Source organism: Paraburkholderia sp. RAU2J, from assembly GCF_003634845.1.
GTDB lineage: Bacteria > Pseudomonadota > Gammaproteobacteria > Burkholderiales > Burkholderiaceae > Paraburkholderia > Paraburkholderia fynbosensis.
In genome coordinates, this window is the sequence record NZ_RBXG01000003.1 from 1,199,646 (window position 1) to 1,217,827 (window position 18,182).

Genomic DNA, 18,182 nt, shown 5'->3' on the forward strand with positions numbered 1-18,182 from the left:
CGAATTCGCCGTCCGTAGGCGCACCCCGCGTTGCAATCTAACGCTTTTTCACCGATCCGCGGTTCATCCATTGTTTGAGCATGAACGGCGCCATCAAGCCCGCGCCGAATGCAACATAGACCGCCGTGATATGCGCGGCCGGCAGGTGATATTCAAAGCCCGGGGTAAAGCGTTTGGGTACGACGATGTAGTCTCCGACCGCTGCGGCAACGGTCGTCCCCACGGCCAGCGCCATGCGATGGTTATGCTCGCGATTTCGGTTCGGGTGCACGCCGGCGGTTCCACGTTGCCGGCCGGTCTCAGCACGTTTCTTCGGGCCGTCCGCGCTGACCTCAGCGTTGCGGTCCTCTGCGTCGTTTTCGGCGCTCGCCTGCGCAATTCCGGCGAGAGCGCTGTCCTGAGTCGAACCGCCATGTCGCTCGAGCGCATCCCGGAGTGCCGCGAGCGCGACCGCATTGAACGCGGCCCAGCCGATCGACATCGTCAGATGGATCAGCAGACCCGCGATCACATGCCGGGGAGCCGGGTGAGCGGTGCGGCGCGCTTCTTGCGGCCAGAGCCAGTGACTCACCGCACTGACTGGCGCGCTTGCCCGCTTGCCGTGCAGCTTGCCGCACAGCGCGAGCGCGGCGGTGGACAGCAAGCCCGCCGCTATGCCTGGCACAAGGATGTCTTCTTTCGCTTCTATCCGGATGGTCATGGTTATCTTCCTCACAGGTGCAACGGGACTGATCGGAACGGCCGTTGCGCGGAAATTCGTCGAGCTGGGACACACCGTCATTTGTGGGGTACGCAATCCCGATGCCGCTTGCGACCGGCTGAACGGTTGCCGCCTGATCCCGCTCGATTTCGCGAAGCTGGCGAATCCCGCGAGCGCGGTGCCGCTCCCCGGCGGGGCCGACGTGCTGGTGAATGCGGTCGGTGTTTTCGCCGATGCGTCAGGCACCGATTTTCAACGTATCCATACCGACGCTGCTATTCGTCTCTTCGACGCCGCCGTGCGAGCAGGCGTGCAGCGAATCGTGCAGATTTCCGCGCTGGGTGCCGATGAGCAAGCGCATAGCGCCTATCACCTGACCAAGCGCGCGGCGGACGACGCTTTGCTCGCGTTGCCGGTTTCCTCGCTGATCGTGCAGCCGTCGCTAGTGTTCGCACCGCAAGGCCGCAGCACCCGCTTCCTGACCATGTGGGCGACTCTTCCGCTCGTTGCCTTGCCAGGCGATGGCGCACAGCGCATTCAGCCCATCTGTCTCGACGATCTCGTCGACGTGGTCGTGACGGGCGCTATGGCTCTGCCACCCGGACGCACGCATGGCGGCGAACGTCTGGCCGTGGTCGGCCCCGAGGCGTTCACATTGCGCGCGTATCTGGCTCTGCTGCGCAGGCTTTCGGGAGGCGCGCCGCCTGTGTTCGTTCCGGTGCCGCGCAGTTGGGTCGTTCTGGCCGCGCGACTGGGCGAGCGCTTCCCGGGCTCACTGATCAGCACCGACTCGATCGACATGCTTGAGCGCGGCAACGTGGCTCCCGCCGATCCGGTGACGCGCTGGCTCGGTCGCCCGCCTCGTGCGCTATCGGGTTTGCCGCCGGATCGCGAAGGGTTCGGTGCATCGGCAAGACTCGAATGGCTGGTGCCGCTCATACGGGTGTCGATTGCGGCGGTATGGATCTGGACGGCGATCGTGTCGGCGGGACTTTATCCCGCGTCGGCTAGCTATGCGCTGCTCGAGCGCGTCGGCACGCCGCAGATGTGGCGGCCGTTGCTGCTGTACGGTGCGTCGCTGTTCGATCTGCTGCTTGGCATTCTGTCGCTGTGGTGGCCAATGCGGCTCGGCCCGCGCGTGCGGCTCTGGTATTGCCAGATCGCGCTGACGGTGCTCTATACGCTGCTGATTACCTGGCGTCTGCCTGAATTCTGGCTGCACCCGTATGGACCTCTGTCAAAAAACCTGCCGATGATCGCTGCGCTGATCTGCCTGACACAGCTGGATTGGAAAGGCAGACCATGATGTATCTGCTGGTCAAGTGGCTGCATGTGCTGTCGTCGACCATTCTGTTCGGCACCGGTATCGGATCCGCGTTTTACATGCTGACGGTAAGCCTCGGCAAGGAGACACACACGGTCGCGCGGGTCACTCGGGGAGTGGTCGTGGCCGACTGGCTCTTCACGACGCCAACCGCCATCGCGCTGCCGTTGACCGGGTTTGCCATGGTAAAGCTCGCCGGCATGTCGGTCGCGAGTTCGTGGCTTGCGTGGTCAATCGCCTTGTACGCGGTCGCAATAGCGTGCTGGCTACCGGTTGTGTGCTTGCAGATCAGGCTTGCAGCGATCGCTCGACGGTGCGACGAGATGCGCGCACCGCTCACGGCTGGGTACTGGCGACTGTTTGCGTGGTGGATCGGGTTGGGTGTGGTCGCATTTTTTGCGTTCGTCGTGATTTTCTGGTTCATGGTGACCAAGACCGTGTAAGCCCAGCGCTTTCGATGCAAATACTGGCACGGCAAGTTCGGCAGGTGAGTTGATGCGTTGGCAATGGAAGGAGTGAGCAGGATGGCAAGGCCGAAGTTAGCATTCGCGAAGTTGTCGATGGAAGCGAGAGTCGCTCTGCCCGTCAGCGCGACCGACTACCGTATCTACGCGACATACCGGCGTACGGGCAGCGGCGCGTTCATGGGCGAGTTAAAAGTGGTGAGAACGCTCGACGACCGGCTGCTGTTCCCGTTCGACGCCGCATGTGTACAGCCTGTACCTTCGTGAGCATAGACAGAGAGCGAATACGAATCGGCGGCCTCTGGCTACGGCTAACCGGCCGGCGTGGACGAAACGGCCGCTTTGACGGCGGTGGCCATGGCACACTCCGCGAGAAAGATGGAAGTTCCATTTTGGAACCATCCTCGGCGAAGTTCACAATCGTGCTGAATGTCGCCACCGGAGCGTTCGCAACCGGCGCGACTCGACGACTGTTCCATGCCGAAACTTGCTGGATGGGTAACAGGCGGGCTCGGCCGATGCCATTGCAGGCGGCTTTCGTTAGAATCTGCTTTCGACTCTTTTATTCGTCTATCACCGGAGGCGAACGTGCCAGGCCTACTTCCCGATGTCGACCGCGAGGGACTCCTCGAGTATTCAGTCGTTTACACCGACCGATCAATCAACCATATGTCGCAGCTCTTCCAGGGAGTCGTTTGCGATATTTCCGACGCTCTGAAAAAAGTCTACAACGCGAGGTCGGCTGTCGTCGTCCCGGGCAGCGGGACTTTCGGCATGGAGGCCGTGGCCCGTCAGTTCGCGACGAACAAGAAGTGCCTCGTCATCCGCAATGGCTGGTTCAGTTTCCGCTGGTCCCAGATTTTCGACATGGGTGGTATTCCGTCTGAATCGCTAGTGTTAAAGGCGCGCCCGGCCGAACAAGGAAGGCAGGTAGCATATGCACCGCCCCCGATCGAAGAAGTGGTCGCGGCGATCAAGGAAAACAAGCCGGATCTGGTCTTCGCGCCGCATGTCGAAACCGCATCCGGGATGATGCTGCCCGATGCCTATCTGCGCGCGGTGTCCGACGCTATTCATGCCGTCGGCGGCATGTTTGTACTGGACTGCATCGCCTCCGGTACGATCTGGGTCGACATGCAGGCCAGCGGCATCGATGTCCTGATCAGCGCACCGCAAAAAGGATGGAGCGCGCCACCCTGCTGCGCACTGGTCATGCTCAGCCCTCTCGCACGCGAAAGAATCGACGCAACAACCAGCACCAGTTTCGCCTGCGATCTTCGCAAATGGCTGCAGATCATGGAAGCCTACGAGAAGGGCGGGTTCGCGTACCACGCCACGATGCCCACGGACAGTCTCGCGACGCTGCGCGACGTCATGAAGGAAACTGAGGCATACGGCTTCGACAAAGTGAGAGCTGAGCAGCTTGAACTCGGCACGCGCATTCGCTCACTCTTGCGTGACAAAGGTTTCAAAAGCGTGGCGGCCGAAGGTTTTCAGGCTCCGGGCGTCGTCGTCAGCTACACGGACGACGATGGCATACAATCCGGCAAAAAGTTCGCCGCCGCCGGCTTGCAAATCGCGCCCGGCGTTCCTCTTCAGTGCGATGAGCCTGAAGATTTCAAGACCTTCCGCATTGGATTATTTGGCCTCGACAAACTGCATGACGTCGAAGGCGCGGTCGCCAGGTTCTCCAAGGCGTTGGATAGTATTGTTTAGGACGCTTTTCCGAAGCATGTGCGCATAGCTCGCCCTTGCAACCGCATCGGCAGGACGACTCCGGAACCTGCCGAACAAGCTACGCGCGCGATTCGGCCCGAGCCGACAATCGCCGATCGGACGGCGCGGGCCGGCTGCACTACTAACGAATGAATCTTGGTGACCCTGAGCGGCCGCTTTTACGTGACCCATCCTCAATGGCCGCTTTCGAAGCCGGGACAGCCGCGCTTCGGAGGTATCTCCTTGCGGTCCCACGGCGGTTCATCGCCGAACGCCTCGGCGAGGTAATCGACAAACCGGCGCACTTTGAGCGGTATGCGCCGCGCGCTCGGATAAACCGCCTGAATCGTCAGATCAGCCGCGCGATAGGCCGGCAGCAGTGCTACGAGTTCGCCGCCCCGGATGTGCGCGCCGAACACGAACGTCGGACCGTACACGATGCCCGCTCCCGCAATAGCGGAGGCGAGCAGCATCGGGGTGTTGTTGGCCGTCATTCGGCAAGGTCCATCGATGACGTGCGTGCGGTTTTTCCCGTCGTGCAATGTCCAGTCTCCGGCCGACACGGCCTCGCTGAACGCCAGTCGCTGCGCACGCAGCAAGTCGTCCGGCTTGCGCGGCGTGCCGTGGCGCTTCAGGTAGGCGGGAGACGCACACACGACCATTCGGCACGGCGCAAGCCGGCGCGTCACAAGCCCCGGGTCCTCAAGCCGTCCGATCCGGATTGCGACGTCAACGCCCGCATCGATGAGATCGACGTAGCGGTCTGCGAGCAGCGCTTCCACTTTGACGTGCGGATGGTCCTCCATGTAGCGCGCCACAACCTCGCCCAGGTGCATCGCGCCGAACGTGACGGGCGCCGCGACGCGCAGCACACCACGCGCCGTGCCTTGCGTATCGCCCGCTTCCCGATTCGCTTCGTCGAACGCTTCGAGAATCCGCTTGCAGCGTTCGTAGTAAGTCTGGCCGGTATTGGTCAGACTCAAGCGCCGTGTGGTGCGGTGAAGTAGCCGTGCATTCAGTTCGGCCTCGAGGGCGCTCACGTGCTTGCCGGCCATCGCTGCCGATAGCCCGAAGCGGCGTGCCGCCGCGGCAAAGCTGCCTTCCTCGACAGTCGAGACGAATACGCCGAGGCTCGTGAGTCTGTCCATATTGCCCTCCCATTCGATAGCAGCATTATCGACTGAACACATGAATCAGGAAGTTATCAATCCGAGGACTTCAGTCTACGATTCATGCATCAGCTAACGGACAAGGAGCACGAAGATGGTAATCTCGTCGAACGGCACGTGGATTCACGTCACACAGCGGGGCAGCGGCGAATTCGCGCTGGTGTTCCTGCACTACTACGGCGGCTCGTCGCGTACATGGGACGGGGTAGCAAGCGAGTTGTCCGACAGGTATCGAATCGTTGCCACTGATCACCGCGGCTGGGGCGATTCCGAGGCACCTGCCGACGGCTACCGCATTGCCGATCTTGCCGCCGATGCCGAAGACGTTATCAAAGCGCTGGGGCTGCGTCGTTACGTGCTGGTCGGTCATTCGATGGGCGGGAAAGTTGCTCAACTTATCGCATCGCGCCGGCCGGGCGGCCTCGAAGGTCTTGTGCTCGTCGCGCCGTCGCCTCCGTCGCCGATGCTGCTTTCCGAGGAGCAACGTGCGACGTTGACCGGCGCGTATCAAACGCGCGAATCGGTCGAATTCGTTATCGATCACGTCTTGACCGCAAAATCGCTCGACGCCGCGCGCCGCGAGCAGGTCATCGAGGACAGCCTGAAGGCCGCACCGCAGGCCAAGGCGGCCTGGCCAAACGTGGCCATGCGAGAAGACATCACTGCGGCGGTGGCGACAATCGATGCGCCGACCATCGTCATCTCCGGTGAGCTTGACCAGGTGGATCGTGTCGCCACGCTGCAAGCGGAACTGCTGCCTCGTATTCCGCACGCGGCGATGCATATTCTCCCCGGGGTTGGACACCTGTCGCCGCTCGAAGCTCCGGCCGAGGTGGCGCAGGTTATCGCGCGATTTGTCGCAGCGATCGAAGACAAGTCCGCCGTGTGCAACTCGCCCTAGCAGGTCCGGTCGCTTTCGATGCGGCGCTGAACGCCGGCGAGCGTGGTGCAAGAAAGCCCTGCCAGAATGCGCAGTGGCCTGGCTCAGTTGCCGGCACTGCGCCAGCACACCTGTAGCGAAGTTCGTCGTGTACTGACGAGTGGCGACATAGCGCTCGTCCTGCTCGAGCTGAAAACTGAACGTGACGCTACCAGTGATCAGCAATCAGTTCCGCAACCGTGTGGGCCCGCTAGCGGGCCCACACGCGAATTTGCCGAGTCGGCGGACTCCGGCCCGGCGAGTCGGAACAGTGCAAGGAAGCTTTTCCCAACGCCTGCTGTCCGGTACGCCGGCGGCACCCGCCAGCCGTATTCCTCGCAAAAAATTGCTCGGCAGCTACCGCGTCACTCACTTTGAAGGGCCATCCGACTCCGCCGCTTCAGACGGTCCGTCCGCGTCCAGTTGCTGCCGCGCCTTTTCCCAGTATTCTTCGGAGCGTCCCTCGGGACTCCCATCTTTTTCCCAAAGAAAGAACGCGAGCGTGCGAATTTGCTCTTCGGTTACCGGCATATCCATTTCCCTCTCCATAGAGGTGCTCACGATGGCTAATCAGGGTGAACACCAGGCTTAATCAGGTGCTCAACATCAAAGGGTACCCGCGCGGCCCCAAGTGCAAACCAAACGTTCCGCCAAGCCAGCCTCGATAAAGGCCCCACAATCCCGACGATGATGTCGACAACGATGCCCGCGCCGTCACCGTCGACAGTTTCGCCGAGAAGTTTGACAGCAGCCCTTCCGCCCAACTGTTTGGCCAGGGCTATCAGCGTCCATCGCGACACCACACACGCTCCAGCTTGAATCCGCTGGCTTGCACTGCCTGGTCAATTCTGCATTCTGTCCTTGCGTTTCTTCAAGGTGCGTCTCGAAGGCCGAGCGGCGTTCGGGCTTGTCGTTGCACGTGCCGTCTTGGGCAGGACGAGTAACTGAGAACCAGGCGCGTCGCCAGGCAGAGCTGACTGCGCACTCTCGATACGTTTGAGCTCGACTTCGTGCCTTTCAGCGTCTCGTTGGTTGAATGGTTAAAAGAGCTGCGCGCCTGCGTGGTACGGCGCGCATGCACCGTGCCCGAAACGGGCACGAGGCAAAAAGATTTGCTGCCACGCATCGCGTCCCGCAGGCATGGCCGTTGCGCTTCATGGTGCTCTCTCTCACTTCAACAGGAGTCTCAAATGGCACAGCGCAAAACCGTCGACGATCTGTTTGTCCACCTGCTGTCCGATATTTACAGCGCGGAAAAGCAACTGACCAAAGCTCTGGCCAAACTGTCGCGCGCCGCCTCCGATCCGCAGTTAAGCGATGCATTCAAAACCCACCTTGAAGAAACGCAGGGACAGGTAGAACGGATCGACCGGGTTGTCGAAACGTGTAATCTTCGTTTGAAGAGAATGAAATGTGTGGCAATGGAGGGCTTGATCGAAGAAGGTCAGGAACTGATCGACGAAATAGAAAAGGGCCCGGTGCTTGATGCCGGTCTGGTCGCCGCGGCGCAGAAGGTCGAGCACTACGAGATTGCGGCCTACGGCAGTCTCTGCGCGCTTGGCAAGCAACTGGGCTTCACCGAAGGAGTGAAGTTGCTCAAGGAGACGCTGGAGGAGGAGAAAGCAACCGACCTCAAGCTGACGGAGTTCGCCGAACGGGCGGGTAACGAGAAAGCGACGCAAGAGAAGGGCAGGAAGGAGAAAGCCGAGCAGGCATAAGTGCGGCTGGATCGGGGTCGGGCTGAGGGGCTAGCGGCGCTCCGGCCCCGATGGGGCGTCTACCGAAGGCAGGCCGGACGGTGCATCGGAAAGCGCCTTCCAACGCTGACATCGCGACAGTCGTCTTTCCCGATGGGCGTCGCTTCCCTTTAACGCGGCGGCCGCCCGGTCTTTGACATGTTTGCCCTGACATACGTCAGTCAAACACGACTTGATGTCACTGGCACCGCGAAAGTGGAACGGACGTTGCTTCGTGCTCGCGACCAGAAAGGGAAGGAGGACATCATCATGGTGTTCGAGCATGAGCGCTGTATCGTTTATTTGACGGCGGGCATCGAGAACAACGCGATCGTCGGTCACGCGCGAATTGAGCTTCCGCGTGCAACAGTTAGTACGACAACCGGCGAAGAAGTGCATGACATAGCGTTCCACCGGGATTTCCTCGATGAAAACGAGGCGATGGAGTTTGCGAGGGAGCGTGCCATTGCATGGATCGATGAGCATGTCGAGAGTGGAACTGCGGACTGAAGGAGGGTGACAAAATCGGCTTGCAAACCATTGCCGACGGATGGTACCGACCGCCGGGTGAGCGGCCCGTCCGTGAAGGCCGAGGTTATCCTCCGAGGTTGCATGGCGGGCGATTATCCGGAACGCAATCCGCTGCTGCCGCTTTGGCACTATGCGGAGGAAGCAAGGTGCCCGGCGCCAAATCCATCCCGCTACGCGTCGTGGAAAAGCGCGTACAGCAGCGGGCTCTGTCGCAACAAGGCGTTGAGGTAAAATTCGGCGGACGGAAATTGCTGACGACCACGATGGCCAAGACGACGAAGACGCCGCGCAAGACGTTGGTCCTTGGCATCGCCAAGGTGCTGAAGCGACTGCCCTATCCACTGGATGTGATGCTATTGTGCGTGCGGTGGTACGTGGCATACTCGCTGAGCCTGCGAAAGCTTGAGGAAATGATGGCAGAACGCGGTGTCGAGGTGGACCATTCGACGGTACACCGCTGGGTCATCAAGCTCGTGCCGTTATTCGAAAAAGCGTTTCGCCAACACAAGCGACCGGTCGGCAAGAGCTGGAGGATGGATGAGACCTATATCAAGGTGAGCGGCCAGTGGAAGTATCTGTACCGCGCGGTGAACAAGGCCGGCAATACCGTCGATTTCCTACTTCGAGCCCATCGCGACAAGGCTGCCTCCCGTCGCTATTTTGAGAAGGCCATCGAGCGGAACGGCGAGCCGCGGACCATCACCGTAGATAAGAGCGGTGCCAATCTGGCCGCCCTGCAAGCCATCAACGCCGAGCGCCAAACGCCCATCAAAATCCGGCAGAACAAGTATCTCAACAACATTGTCGAGCAGGACCATCGCGCCATCAAACGTATCATCAAGCCCATGATGGGCTTCAAGGATTTTCGCTGCGCCCGCGTCATCCTATCAGGCATCGAAATGATGCATATGGTCAGGAAAGGGCAGATGAAAGACGCTGGTATTCAGCGGACTGTTGCCGAGCAATTCTATTCACTGGTTATGTAAGCAATCCTGATCATATAGGAGCCGCATCGTCCTGCCATCCTTATCGCGACACAAACCCGTACGGCTAGAGCCAGCGCCAGATGCCCGCGGGCCAACCGGAGAGCGGGATATGAGCCCACGTCGCGACGAGCCAGAAAACGACGCCGCCCACCACCGCGTGCATGCCGAACCCGCCCAGCCGCGCGCGGCCGGCGGCGATCGCCGCGAACGGCAGATAGCTCGTCTTCGATTCCCATGCGGGCCACAGATCGGGTTGCAGCCGCCGCTTCTTGCGGTCCTGTAACGCAGCACCGACCAGCGCGAGGATGATGATCGCCCCGGCAAGCACGACGTTCCGGGTGACCGGGAACACGGCGATATGGCACAGTCCCCAAAGCGCGAACGACCACATCATCGGGTGACGGGTCACTGCGTACACGCCGCGCGCCGCGTCAGGAAACGCGGTGGGCCGGCCGCCGGTGGGCAACGCCGGGTTGCGGATCAGGGAGCCCATCAGAAGGATCGATGCAATCAGCATGACTACGGTCACAACCGCCCACAGCACGTTGCCTGCCGGCCATAGCGGCGCGGAGACGGGCGTCCTGTCGTAAGCCATGACCATCCAGCCGAACGTCAGTATCGCAATCAGCGAATAGACGCCCATGGCGCCACGTTCGCCGATTGCCCGGACCATACCCGCCCGCAGCGGATGGGACAGGAGAAAGTGGCTGGCGACAAAAGCGAATGCCGCCACGACAAGTGTGTCGATGCTTTCCATTGGCCCGGCTCCTCAAGTCAGATGATCGGTCGACCGCGTGCATTGCGAGAATACTACTTCGCGCGCCACAACTGTACCGGCTCGGATTGTCTGGACGCGGTTTTGCTACTCAGGCGGCCTCTTTCAGGGTGGCTGCCTGACGGGCTTCATGGGGTGACATATAGCCCAGTTTTTCGAGACGCCGGTGGCGATTGTAACGATCCTTGAACTCGACGACCGCAGCCCGGACTTCATCAAGATTCCTGAAGATGCAACCGTGAATGGCCTGTTCCTTCAGCGTCCTGTTGAAGCGGTCGGTGACGCCATTCGTTTGTGGCTCGGCAACGAAGGCGAAGCTCGGCGTGACGCCCCAGAACCTGACCCGATTCAGGAAGTCATCGGCCGTGTAGGACGCTGATCGAATCGGGCAGGCCAGCCGCGAGGGAGCCGACTGCGGCGGACAGTCCGCCGATGAGGCTATATCGTGCAAACAGGGCGGTTCGTGCGTCACGCGTTGCGAATTGGGCGAGCCTTGCATGCTCGAGCGGGAGGAACAGGCTGACATCGCCGGAACTCGGGTTCAGCGTGCCGATGAACGCGACGACGAGTAGCGGCCACAGCGAAGACAGGCCTGCGAAACAAAGACCTGTAGCTGTCGTCAGCGTCGCCGCGAAGAGCAACAGGCCCCGCTGTGCAAAGCGAGTGCTTGCGAGACCCACCAGGACCGTGGCAACGGCCGATCCGAACAACGCGGTCGTGCTGATGAGCCCGACAGCAAGTTGCCCAAAGCCGAGCGCCAGCAGATATCCGGGTAGCAGCACCGCGATAAAACCATCACAGATGCCGCGCAGTCCACGGGCAACAAGCAGGATCGAGGCGCGCCGGGGTCGACGCCTTCGGGAAGGCGCAATGTGGACAGCCGTGCCCTGACTGCTCGCTTGGCTGTGCATCGGGGTATGCGCATCGTGCTTGCACCATGTAAAGAGTGCGTCATAGAGGAGCATGCCATAACGCAACTGTTCGTGACCGTTGGCAGAGGTACATGACAACCCAATGGATATCGCTAAGGCCAGTTGCTTCCGGGACAAGGTTTCTGGATATCGAACGCATTACCTTCAAAAGGTCGCGGTCGATGCAACGACAATCGCCCGAGACGATTAAAAAAACGGGATGCGCAACTCTTTGATTGTCCTGTAGCTCGCGAAATATGCCTGACGTTCAGGCCGTTGCTTGGCGGGCGTTGAAGTCCGACAGGCTCCTGGTAGCCACCCTTACTGGTTCCAGACGCGAGATCTCGGGCTGACGTCAAGCGTCGGAGAAGTTCTTCGCCGCGAGCTTCGCCACGTCGAATGATGGCCGCGGGGCGCGACTGGAAAGTAGCGCGTTGGCGAACCAGGCCGCACGTCGGTGAACCGGGAAGCCACTCGGATCGCTCGAGTCGTTTGTGTTCTCCGGCACGGCGCGCGCCGGAAAGCGGCTTCCCACGCGACATCGGGCGGAATATTTCGAAGCCCACTCACGTTCTATTACCGAGGTTCGCCTGCACTGGCGAGCACGGTCCTTCATCCGCGACGAATTCACGCGCTCAATGCGTGCAAGTCTGCTTGCAGCGTTGCGTGAAGGGGAAGCGATTTGCGCCGCGAACAGTGGTCTCCAGCGGCCACGACGATGACGCGGGTTCCTAACCATGCATATTGGGAACGTGCCTACTGACGCGCGACCGTCATCGAGAGAACAGTTGCTCCACTAGCCTCCGGAGCCGGCGAACCCGGCACCGTGGTTCAACGCGTCTTGCGGCAACGCGGCCCTTTCGAGGAGAAATATCATGATCGACAGAAACCATACTGCGTTTGTGCTGGCGGCGATTGCGCTCGGCGTTGTGCCGCTGAGAGGTCATGCGGACGAAACGATCCATGTCAAGCTAACGGACAACACGATTCAACTCGATCCCGGCACAGCGAAGGCCGGACGCGTCACGTTCGAGGTGAACAACGCAGCGAACGGCAATACCGAACATGAGTTCGTGGTGCTGAGGACAGACATGGACGACGCGCATCTGCCCGTCCACAAAGGCCTGGTTACGGAAAGCCGGTTCAAGAAAATGGGCGAGGTGGAAGACTTGCCGCAGGGTTCGACCAAGCGCCTGTCATTGAAGCTTGCGCCAGGACGCTACGTGCTGATTTGCAACCGGCCGGGCCACTATGAGATGGGCATGCACACATCGTTCGTCGTTGCGCGCTGAGGCGAAGCACAATTGTTCCGTCGTTGCAGCACATCGATAGCGACGCGCTACTTTGCAACGCCCCTAGGAAAGGCTTTGGTCGAGCGGATCAGCCCCTTGATTCCAACAGCCGGAGTTCGACGATGATCAGTCATTCGGCGAGCGAATACCCACCGGCTGGCAACGGGTCGTGCTGAGCCCGACGGATTGATTTTTCCGTTAGTGTGGGTGGCGTCAGGTGCTTAATGCCTCTTTGAATCCCTGTACGTCAGCTCGCCGGCTAAACACGATCTCCGCTCGACGCTGGAGCAGCGCCTTGCGTTCTTCCTCAGCGGTCACGATGAAGTCAGACAGTTCACGCTCCATGGCTGAATTTTTGGCACCGATTTCCACCTTGCAGCGCCCGTCGTCGACGCGTGGTCCGGGCAAGTGCTAGCGCAGCCATTGCAGCCTTTGCACATTCGTATTGAACCGGACCGCAAAGGTCGATGGGCTCGCCGAATTCCCGGAGCGCTTCAACATACTCTCAAGTGGCGTGTACCGTGGCCGGATACTCGCGTAGATCAGAAACGACTCTGCGGCTCAGGACGTTCCATCGAAGCTTGTCTGGATAGGCGCGATCTGCGCATGTGCCTCACCTCGCCAGACGGGTAGCCGCAGCGACCGATTGGGGCTCTGTGGAGTGGTCGGTCGTCGCATCGATCATGGACCTTCCACTTGATAGCCCTTCACCGTGCTGCCGGCTTTCCCGCATCGCGGGCTGATTATGATGTTGCAGAAGAATCCGGAAGATAAGTCCGTGCGTGATCAGCAGTAGGGGTACAACGAGAGTCGGAATGAAGTAGGTTGCGCCCAACTGCCCCGCCACGAGCCCGGCATCATTGGCCTGATAGAACGCGTTCAAGAGATCTGCCAGGCCCCAGCCGTTGAAGATCCAGACGACCACAATGCCAGCCCCGCGTGGCAGCAACACCAGTGATAGCGACGCGAGTATCGCCGCAACGAGATCCCCGTAGGCGGCGGAATACGCGAAGGCAGACGGCAGCTCTGGCGACACGACGCCTGGGACAAGGAATGCCAACCCAACGAAGCGGAAGCTGTGCAAGATGAGAAGAGGCCGCAGCGCTTCGACCGGTCGCAGGAGGCGGAGTTTTGGCCAGACGTATCGCCTGGTGACGACTCCCCATGTGGTGAAGCTGAATGCGATGCTAACGAAAAACCAGAGCTGGGGCAGCATGAGTCTCTCCTTTGGTTCGAATTCCCGCGATCGCCCGCGAGAACTTAAGCGCGCAGTGTGCGTAGCTCCGCGATCACAGCGCCTCGCTCCGCGTAAGCCGGGGCATGCTCGCGCAGCCAGACCTTGGACTCAGAGGCAAACTGCGGTTCTGACGGGAACGGACGGCGTAGTTCACGGTCGTAGCGCTCGAGATCGAAACCGGGGCTGAGCGGGGCGATCACGAACTGCGCGAACTGGCGAAGCCAATTGCCAGGCGTCCGCCGATTGCCTGGAAGTGCCGCGTAGCGACGCGCGATCGTCTCGAAGTCCTCGGCGGGCTGACCGGTCACATCGAACACGTCCGTGGTCGGAGCGCCCAGCTCAAAAGCCCCGCGTTTGTGATCGTCTATGTAGTAGCGAAGGCCGCTAATCAGGTCGATCGGCAAGCCGCCCATCCGAGCAGCCTTCATGAATAGCCAGCTCGGCGTCGGCACGACCTTGACCGATCGCCCGACCGCCCGGCCGAGCACTTTGGCTATGTCCTCCGCGCCAAGGAGCTCCGGTCCCGTGGGACGGTAGCTCCTCCCGGCGTGCCGTGCAGGATCCATCAGGGCCGCGATGGCGACTCGCGCGATATCCTCGTTGGACGGCGGCGCGTTACGGCTATCGCCATAGATCCAGGGAAATACGCCGAGGTGCGCAGCAAATCCAGTCAGTGCGAGATAGGCGTCAGCGAAGAAGCCCGGCCTCACGATCGTATGCGCGACTCCCGGCGTCATCGAGAACAGCCGATCAACGAGCCAGAGTTGCCGGGTCATGAGGGCGGGATGCGAGGGACTCGACAGCCACTGGGTCAGGCTGACGATGTGTTCGAGCCCGGATTCCCTGGCGGCGACGGCGAACGCGACCGCGCCCTGAATCATGTAGGGATCGAAAGGCGGACAAAAGTAGGCGCGCTGAACGTCTTTCAGCGCGTCGGCGACGCGCTCGACATCACTCAGGTCGGCAATCGCTATCTCGGCCCCCTGCGATTTCAGCCGCACGCTGCGGCCATCTTCCCGGTGCACCATGGCGCGTACGGGATAGCCGGCCTTCAGCAGTTCGGCAACGACGACGCTGCCGGTCTTCCCGGTCGCACCGGTTACGAGGATCCTTGGCTTGAGCATGATCGCCTCCGAACAGTCACGGTACTCATCAGTACCAGATGGTTGTTCCAGTATGGTACTATGCGGTACCGAATGTCAAGAGAGATCACGATGATCACGGTATCGCTGTCAAAGGACCGTCAGGAAGGTCGCGACGAAACTGAGGTGTATGCGCGCATTCTCGATGCAGCCTTCGCGTCGTTCATGGCGAGTGGCTACGCGGCGACCAGCACGCTTGAGATCGCCACGCGCGCGCGGGTTTCGAAGCGAGAACTGTACGCGCTGGTGGGCAACAAGAAGGAAATGCTAGTCGCGTGCATCAGCGCGCGCGCCACAAGACTGCAGGTACCCGCTGACTTGCCCGTGCCGCACGACCGCGAGACACTCGCGAACGTACTGACTTTTCTCGGGACGCAGCTCGTCCGCGAGATCACCGATCCAACGGTCATTGCGGTCTTCCGACTGGCGATCGCCGAGGCGGTCCATGCGCCCGAGGTGGCGCAAGCACTCGACTCGACAGGGCGCGAGACAAGTCGTGCCGCCTTGCGTCAAATCATGGCCCGGGCTCAGGCGTCCGGACTTCTCAATGGCCGTCCTGCCGAACTTGCCGAACAGTTCAGCGGGTTGCTGTGGGGTAATTTGATGGTCAGCCTGCTGCTTGGCGTCGCCGAGCGGCCGAACTCACGCGAAGTCGCGGCACGTGCCCGCAACGCTACAGCTGCTTTTCTTCAGCTTCATCCGCTCCCGTAGCGCTGCGATTCCCCGCCCGTACATCGAATGCGTGGACGATCCGTTCGATGCCATCGTCACCTGGCGATTCCGGGAGTGGCTCCCGGATGGCCGCTATCGAGAAACCTGCGAGGCGTCCTCGAATGGTAGCGCCTTGCCGACGGTTACTGGGAGCTGGCGCCATAAAGCTGCCCTTCACCGAAACGCCCGGCTCACCCGTCGACCGCTTTCGGCGAACATCGGGAACCGCGGTTCTCGGCCACAAAGAGTCGCTCGTAGGCATTGGAGTATGGACGGACAGGCAGCGGTTCTGCCTCGGTTAACGGCCATTCGTCCAATAACTCTATTTCGCGACGATGGAGCGGCGCCTCTTGCGAACGTACCAGGTCGTCCCCCGACACCAGCGAGCCGACCGTTTGCGGCATGAGAAGCAGACCCGTCGGCTGTTGTGATGAACGTCAGGATCGCCTTGGCGACGGCGGCGATTTTCGATTAAATGATTAATTAGCCACACTCGACCATTGGGACTTCAGTCGGGGCGAAAAGAGACATACTCTAGAAGTCGCATTTAGTTCTGTATAAGCTCGCACCGCGTAGTCCGTTGCAAGGCAACCACCTTCTCGCGTTACGGCACGCTGTGATGAGTTTCCAATGGTATGCAGCAACGCGGCGATGCTCTCAACGAAGCAAATCGAGGAGAGTAAATTTCGAGCGATGAAAAATTGCAACGTTCTGGCATGGTCCGGAATTGCCTCCGTAAAATCGCTGTATATAGTTACAGATCCATTAGTAACTTGCCAAAAGGCGTGATCGAAAAGGACGCCCGGTCGATCCTTTCTGCCGACTCGCTGAGCGCTTTTCCCGTTAATGGCGTTCCTTCAATGGTGCATTTCACAGATTATTTCCGGTTCATAATGTTTAGTAAAACGGACGAAATCTGGGCGGACACAGATATTTTTCTTGCGAGACGATTTGACCTGAACAATGCGGGCGACTGGATCGGCCGGGAAAAGCGGGGCGCAGGTTGTCCCGCTAATTTGACGACACGTCGCTCTCACACCGGTTTGAATAGATATCTGTTGGCATATTCGTCTAATCATGGCAAAACGGTTTTCACTAAAAAAGTTTCCTATTTGATATACGTGCCTGATCCACTACCAAAGTGGTGGAATGCGCCAATACCTCACCAATTTGTGCCGGTTCCTATAATAATGATGCAGTGAAGCATAGATCTTTTATACTTCGTTTCCTGGCCGCATGCCGGTCGGCTTTGTCTGTGATTGCGCCGCGACGGCATAGGCCCCGTTCTACAATTGTCTGCTTATTTCACTTCCTGGCGATCCTGGTAGACCCAGACGGCCGGCACTTCGGGTAGGCCCGGTTTGCTCCCACAACATTATTCGTGATTAGTCAATTTCTTCGCGAAACAAGGGTTTTGCAATATAGAACGTTAGTTCACGCCTCGTTACCTCCAGGAGCATTGTCTATGTCCGCACCGAGAATCAGCGTTCTGCTGCCTGTCTACAAGGTGGAGGACTATATCGAGGACTGTCTCGACTCGCTGCTGTCACAATCCTGCACCGATTTCGAAATCGTCGCCGTCGACGACAGCAGCCCCGATCGCTCCGGTGAAATCGCCGCCCGGGTTCTCGCGCAACAGGATCGCATTCCCTGGAAGCTCGTCAGAAACATCGACAACAAAGGGCTCGCTGAAACGCGAAAAATCGCCGCATCGGAAGCGCGCGGTGACTACGTGCTCTGCGTTGACAGCGACGACCATGTCCATCGCGATCTCATTCGCACCGTGCTGCGCGAAGCCGACCAGCACAACGCCGATGTCGTCATTTTCGCCGCAGAGCGCATCAGTCCCGATGGCACCGCATTCGCTCGAATCGATTCCGGCGACGGCATCATCACTGGCGTGGAAGCCGTCCAGAAAATTCTCGAACTCAAGCTGCCAGCCTTTTGCTGGAACAAGCTTGTGCGCCGCTCCATCTTCGTCGCAGCCGAGCATCCGTGCGGTCTCATCTTCGAAGACGTTTGCGTGTCGGTGCAAACGCTCGCCAACTCGAAAGTGGTGCGCCTCATTCCCCACAGGCTCTATTCATACATGGTCCGTGAATCAGGAATTTCGAGACGCTTCAACTCGCAGGTCGTCGACCTTTTTGCCATCATGGACCGCGTGGAAAAAAGTACCGCATCCCTCCCGATTACCGACTACAAGCGCCTCTTCTTCCGGCTCAAATACTGCTGGGCATTCCGCGCGATCGCGTTTCAGACCGCGATCACCGCGCCGACCTACCACCTCGCGAGCCCCATTCTGCAAAGTGTATCGGAGAAGCTGCGCGTGAAGCACCTGCTCGGCATGTTTGCCGATCGGCATTTGAAGCTTTCCATCGTCATGACCATGCTCAAGATCCATCCGTGGATCTTTTATTGCGTCGTAAGACGCTTCAACCGCCGCTGACGCAGCAGAATGCGCCATCCGGCCCATCATTTAACGCCGAGCGCGTTGGAGGTGCACGAGATCGCGTGACCGAAGCGAACGTACTCTTGTTTCCCCCGGCGGTTTCAAGAGTGAAGCGCAACA

Annotated in this window: 20 protein-coding genes and 2 pseudogenes; 14 read left to right on the top strand and 8 right to left on the bottom strand. The window is 60.1% G+C overall.

The genetic code is table 11. From position 1 onward, the window contains the following. Positions 1–37: 37 nt before the first annotated feature. Positions 38–700: a hypothetical protein gene (locus B0G69_RS42455; protein ID WP_241991666.1), complete on the bottom strand. Its 663-nt coding sequence runs from the start codon at positions 698–700 to the stop codon at positions 38–40. On the opposite strand from B0G69_RS42455, the gene B0G69_RS36860 reads away from it, so the two are divergent. The 4 genes from B0G69_RS36860 (at position 699) to B0G69_RS36875 (ending at position 4,204) form a co-directional block, all read left to right on the top strand. Continuing rightward, the gene (locus B0G69_RS36860) at positions 699–2,006 is read left to right on the top strand and encodes an SDR family oxidoreductase (RefSeq protein ID WP_121324970.1); all 1,308 of its coding nucleotides are present in this window, start codon (positions 699–701) and stop codon (positions 2,004–2,006) included. The genes B0G69_RS42455 and B0G69_RS36860 overlap by 2 nt on opposite strands. Then, positions 2,003–2,467 carry a DUF2269 domain-containing protein gene (locus B0G69_RS36865; protein WP_121324971.1) on the top strand — a complete coding sequence of 155 codons (465 nt, stop codon included), beginning with the start codon at positions 2,003–2,005 and terminating at the stop codon, positions 2,465–2,467. Before B0G69_RS36860 ends, B0G69_RS36865 begins: the two co-directional genes overlap by 4 nt. Before the next feature lie 81 nt (positions 2,468–2,548). Beyond that, positions 2,549–2,755 carry a DUF6723 family protein gene (locus B0G69_RS36870; RefSeq protein WP_121324972.1) on the top strand — a complete coding sequence of 69 codons (207 nt, stop codon included), beginning with the start codon at positions 2,549–2,551 and terminating at the stop codon, positions 2,753–2,755. 321 nt (positions 2,756–3,076) lie between these two features. Beyond that, positions 3,077–4,204, top strand: a complete 1,128-nt coding sequence (locus B0G69_RS36875; protein ID WP_121324973.1) for an aminotransferase class V-fold PLP-dependent enzyme — start codon at positions 3,077–3,079, stop codon at positions 4,202–4,204. Positions 4,205–4,398: 194 nt separating this feature from the next. Here the strand turns inward: B0G69_RS36875 and B0G69_RS36880 are convergent, their stop codons facing one another. Then, positions 4,399–5,352 carry a LysR family transcriptional regulator gene (locus B0G69_RS36880; RefSeq protein ID WP_121324974.1) on the bottom strand — a complete coding sequence of 318 codons (954 nt, stop codon included), beginning with the start codon at positions 5,350–5,352 and terminating at the stop codon, positions 4,399–4,401. Between the two features lie 115 nt (positions 5,353–5,467). On the opposite strand from B0G69_RS36880, the gene B0G69_RS36885 reads away from it, so the two are divergent. Continuing rightward, a complete protein-coding gene (locus B0G69_RS36885; RefSeq protein ID WP_121324975.1) occupies positions 5,468–6,274 on the top strand; it encodes an alpha/beta hydrolase in 807 nt (268 codons plus the stop codon). Between the two features lie 387 nt (positions 6,275–6,661). Here B0G69_RS36885 and B0G69_RS36890 read toward each other — a convergent pair whose 3' ends face one another. After that, positions 6,662–6,829, bottom strand: a complete 168-nt coding sequence (locus B0G69_RS36890; RefSeq protein WP_121324976.1) for a DUF2934 domain-containing protein — start codon at positions 6,827–6,829, stop codon at positions 6,662–6,664. Between the two features lie 653 nt (positions 6,830–7,482). On the opposite strand from B0G69_RS36890, the gene B0G69_RS36900 reads away from it, so the two are divergent. The 4 genes and pseudogenes from B0G69_RS36900 (at position 7,483) to B0G69_RS36915 (ending at position 9,545) form a co-directional block, all read left to right on the top strand. Next, on the top strand, positions 7,483–8,010 hold the full coding sequence (locus tag B0G69_RS36900; protein WP_121324978.1) for a ferritin-like domain-containing protein: 528 nt from the start codon (positions 7,483–7,485) through the stop codon (positions 8,008–8,010). Positions 8,011–8,187: 177 nt separating this feature from the next. Then, a complete protein-coding gene (locus B0G69_RS36905) occupies positions 8,188–8,538 on the top strand; it encodes a hypothetical protein (RefSeq protein WP_241991667.1) in 351 nt (116 codons plus the stop codon). Then, positions 8,532–8,744: pseudogene (locus B0G69_RS42460) on the top strand (hypothetical protein); the annotation flags it as partial. The gene B0G69_RS36905 and the pseudogene B0G69_RS42460, both read left to right, overlap by 7 nt. Positions 8,745–8,822: 78 nt before the next feature. Further along, positions 8,823–9,545, top strand: coding sequence for an IS6 family transposase (locus tag B0G69_RS36915; RefSeq protein ID WP_121325140.1), 723 nt, complete (start codon positions 8,823–8,825; stop codon positions 9,543–9,545). 64 nt (positions 9,546–9,609) lie between these two features. Here the strand turns inward: B0G69_RS36915 and B0G69_RS36920 are convergent, their stop codons facing one another. Beyond that, positions 9,610–10,302 carry an NnrU family protein gene (locus B0G69_RS36920; RefSeq protein ID WP_121324979.1) on the bottom strand — a complete coding sequence of 231 codons (693 nt, stop codon included), beginning with the start codon at positions 10,300–10,302 and terminating at the stop codon, positions 9,610–9,612. A gap of 184 nt (positions 10,303–10,486) precedes the next feature. Here B0G69_RS36920 and B0G69_RS42465 point away from each other — a divergent pair, with 184 nt between their 5' ends. Beyond that, the gene (locus B0G69_RS42465) at positions 10,487–10,699 is read left to right on the top strand and encodes a hypothetical protein (protein ID WP_241991668.1); all 213 of its coding nucleotides are present in this window, start codon (positions 10,487–10,489) and stop codon (positions 10,697–10,699) included. Here B0G69_RS42465 and B0G69_RS36930 read toward each other — a convergent pair. After that, positions 10,695–11,245: pseudogene (locus B0G69_RS36930) on the bottom strand (MFS transporter); the annotation flags it as partial. The gene B0G69_RS42465 and the pseudogene B0G69_RS36930 overlap by 5 nt on opposite strands. A gap of 861 nt (positions 11,246–12,106) precedes the next feature. On the opposite strand from B0G69_RS36930, the gene B0G69_RS36935 reads away from it, so the two are divergent. Beyond that, positions 12,107–12,523 (top strand): cupredoxin domain-containing protein, encoded by a 417-nt coding sequence (locus B0G69_RS36935; RefSeq protein WP_121324981.1) that lies wholly within the window; start codon positions 12,107–12,109, stop codon positions 12,521–12,523. A gap of 213 nt (positions 12,524–12,736) precedes the next feature. Here the strand turns inward: B0G69_RS36935 and B0G69_RS42470 are convergent, their stop codons facing one another. The 3 genes from B0G69_RS42470 to B0G69_RS36950 form a co-directional block, all read right to left on the bottom strand. Then, entirely contained in the window at positions 12,737–12,895 is a 159-nt protein-coding gene (locus B0G69_RS42470; protein WP_241991669.1) for a hypothetical protein, read from the bottom strand. A 241-nt stretch (positions 12,896–13,136) separates the two neighbouring features. Beyond that, on the bottom strand, positions 13,137–13,739 hold the full coding sequence (locus B0G69_RS36945; protein ID WP_121324982.1) for a hypothetical protein: 603 nt from the start codon (positions 13,737–13,739) through the stop codon (positions 13,137–13,139). Positions 13,740–13,783: 44 nt separating this feature from the next. Continuing rightward, the gene (locus tag B0G69_RS36950) at positions 13,784–14,884 is read right to left on the bottom strand and encodes an NmrA family NAD(P)-binding protein (RefSeq protein ID WP_121324983.1); all 1,101 of its coding nucleotides are present in this window, start codon (positions 14,882–14,884) and stop codon (positions 13,784–13,786) included. 90 nt (positions 14,885–14,974) lie between these two features. On the opposite strand from B0G69_RS36950, the gene B0G69_RS36955 reads away from it, so the two are divergent. The 3 genes from B0G69_RS36955 to B0G69_RS36965 all read left to right on the top strand — a co-directional run bounded on the left by B0G69_RS36955 (position 14,975) and on the right by B0G69_RS36965 (position 18,059). After that, positions 14,975–15,613: a TetR/AcrR family transcriptional regulator gene (locus B0G69_RS36955; RefSeq protein WP_121324984.1), complete on the top strand. Its 639-nt coding sequence runs from the start codon at positions 14,975–14,977 to the stop codon at positions 15,611–15,613. Positions 15,614–16,386: 773 nt separating this feature from the next. Continuing rightward, positions 16,387–16,815, top strand: coding sequence for a hypothetical protein (locus B0G69_RS42475; RefSeq protein ID WP_241991670.1), 429 nt, complete (start codon positions 16,387–16,389; stop codon positions 16,813–16,815). A gap of 263 nt (positions 16,816–17,078) precedes the next feature. Further along, positions 17,079–18,059, top strand: coding sequence for a glycosyltransferase family 2 protein (locus B0G69_RS36965; protein ID WP_121324985.1), 981 nt, complete (start codon positions 17,079–17,081; stop codon positions 18,057–18,059). Positions 18,060–18,182 lie beyond the last annotated feature (123 nt).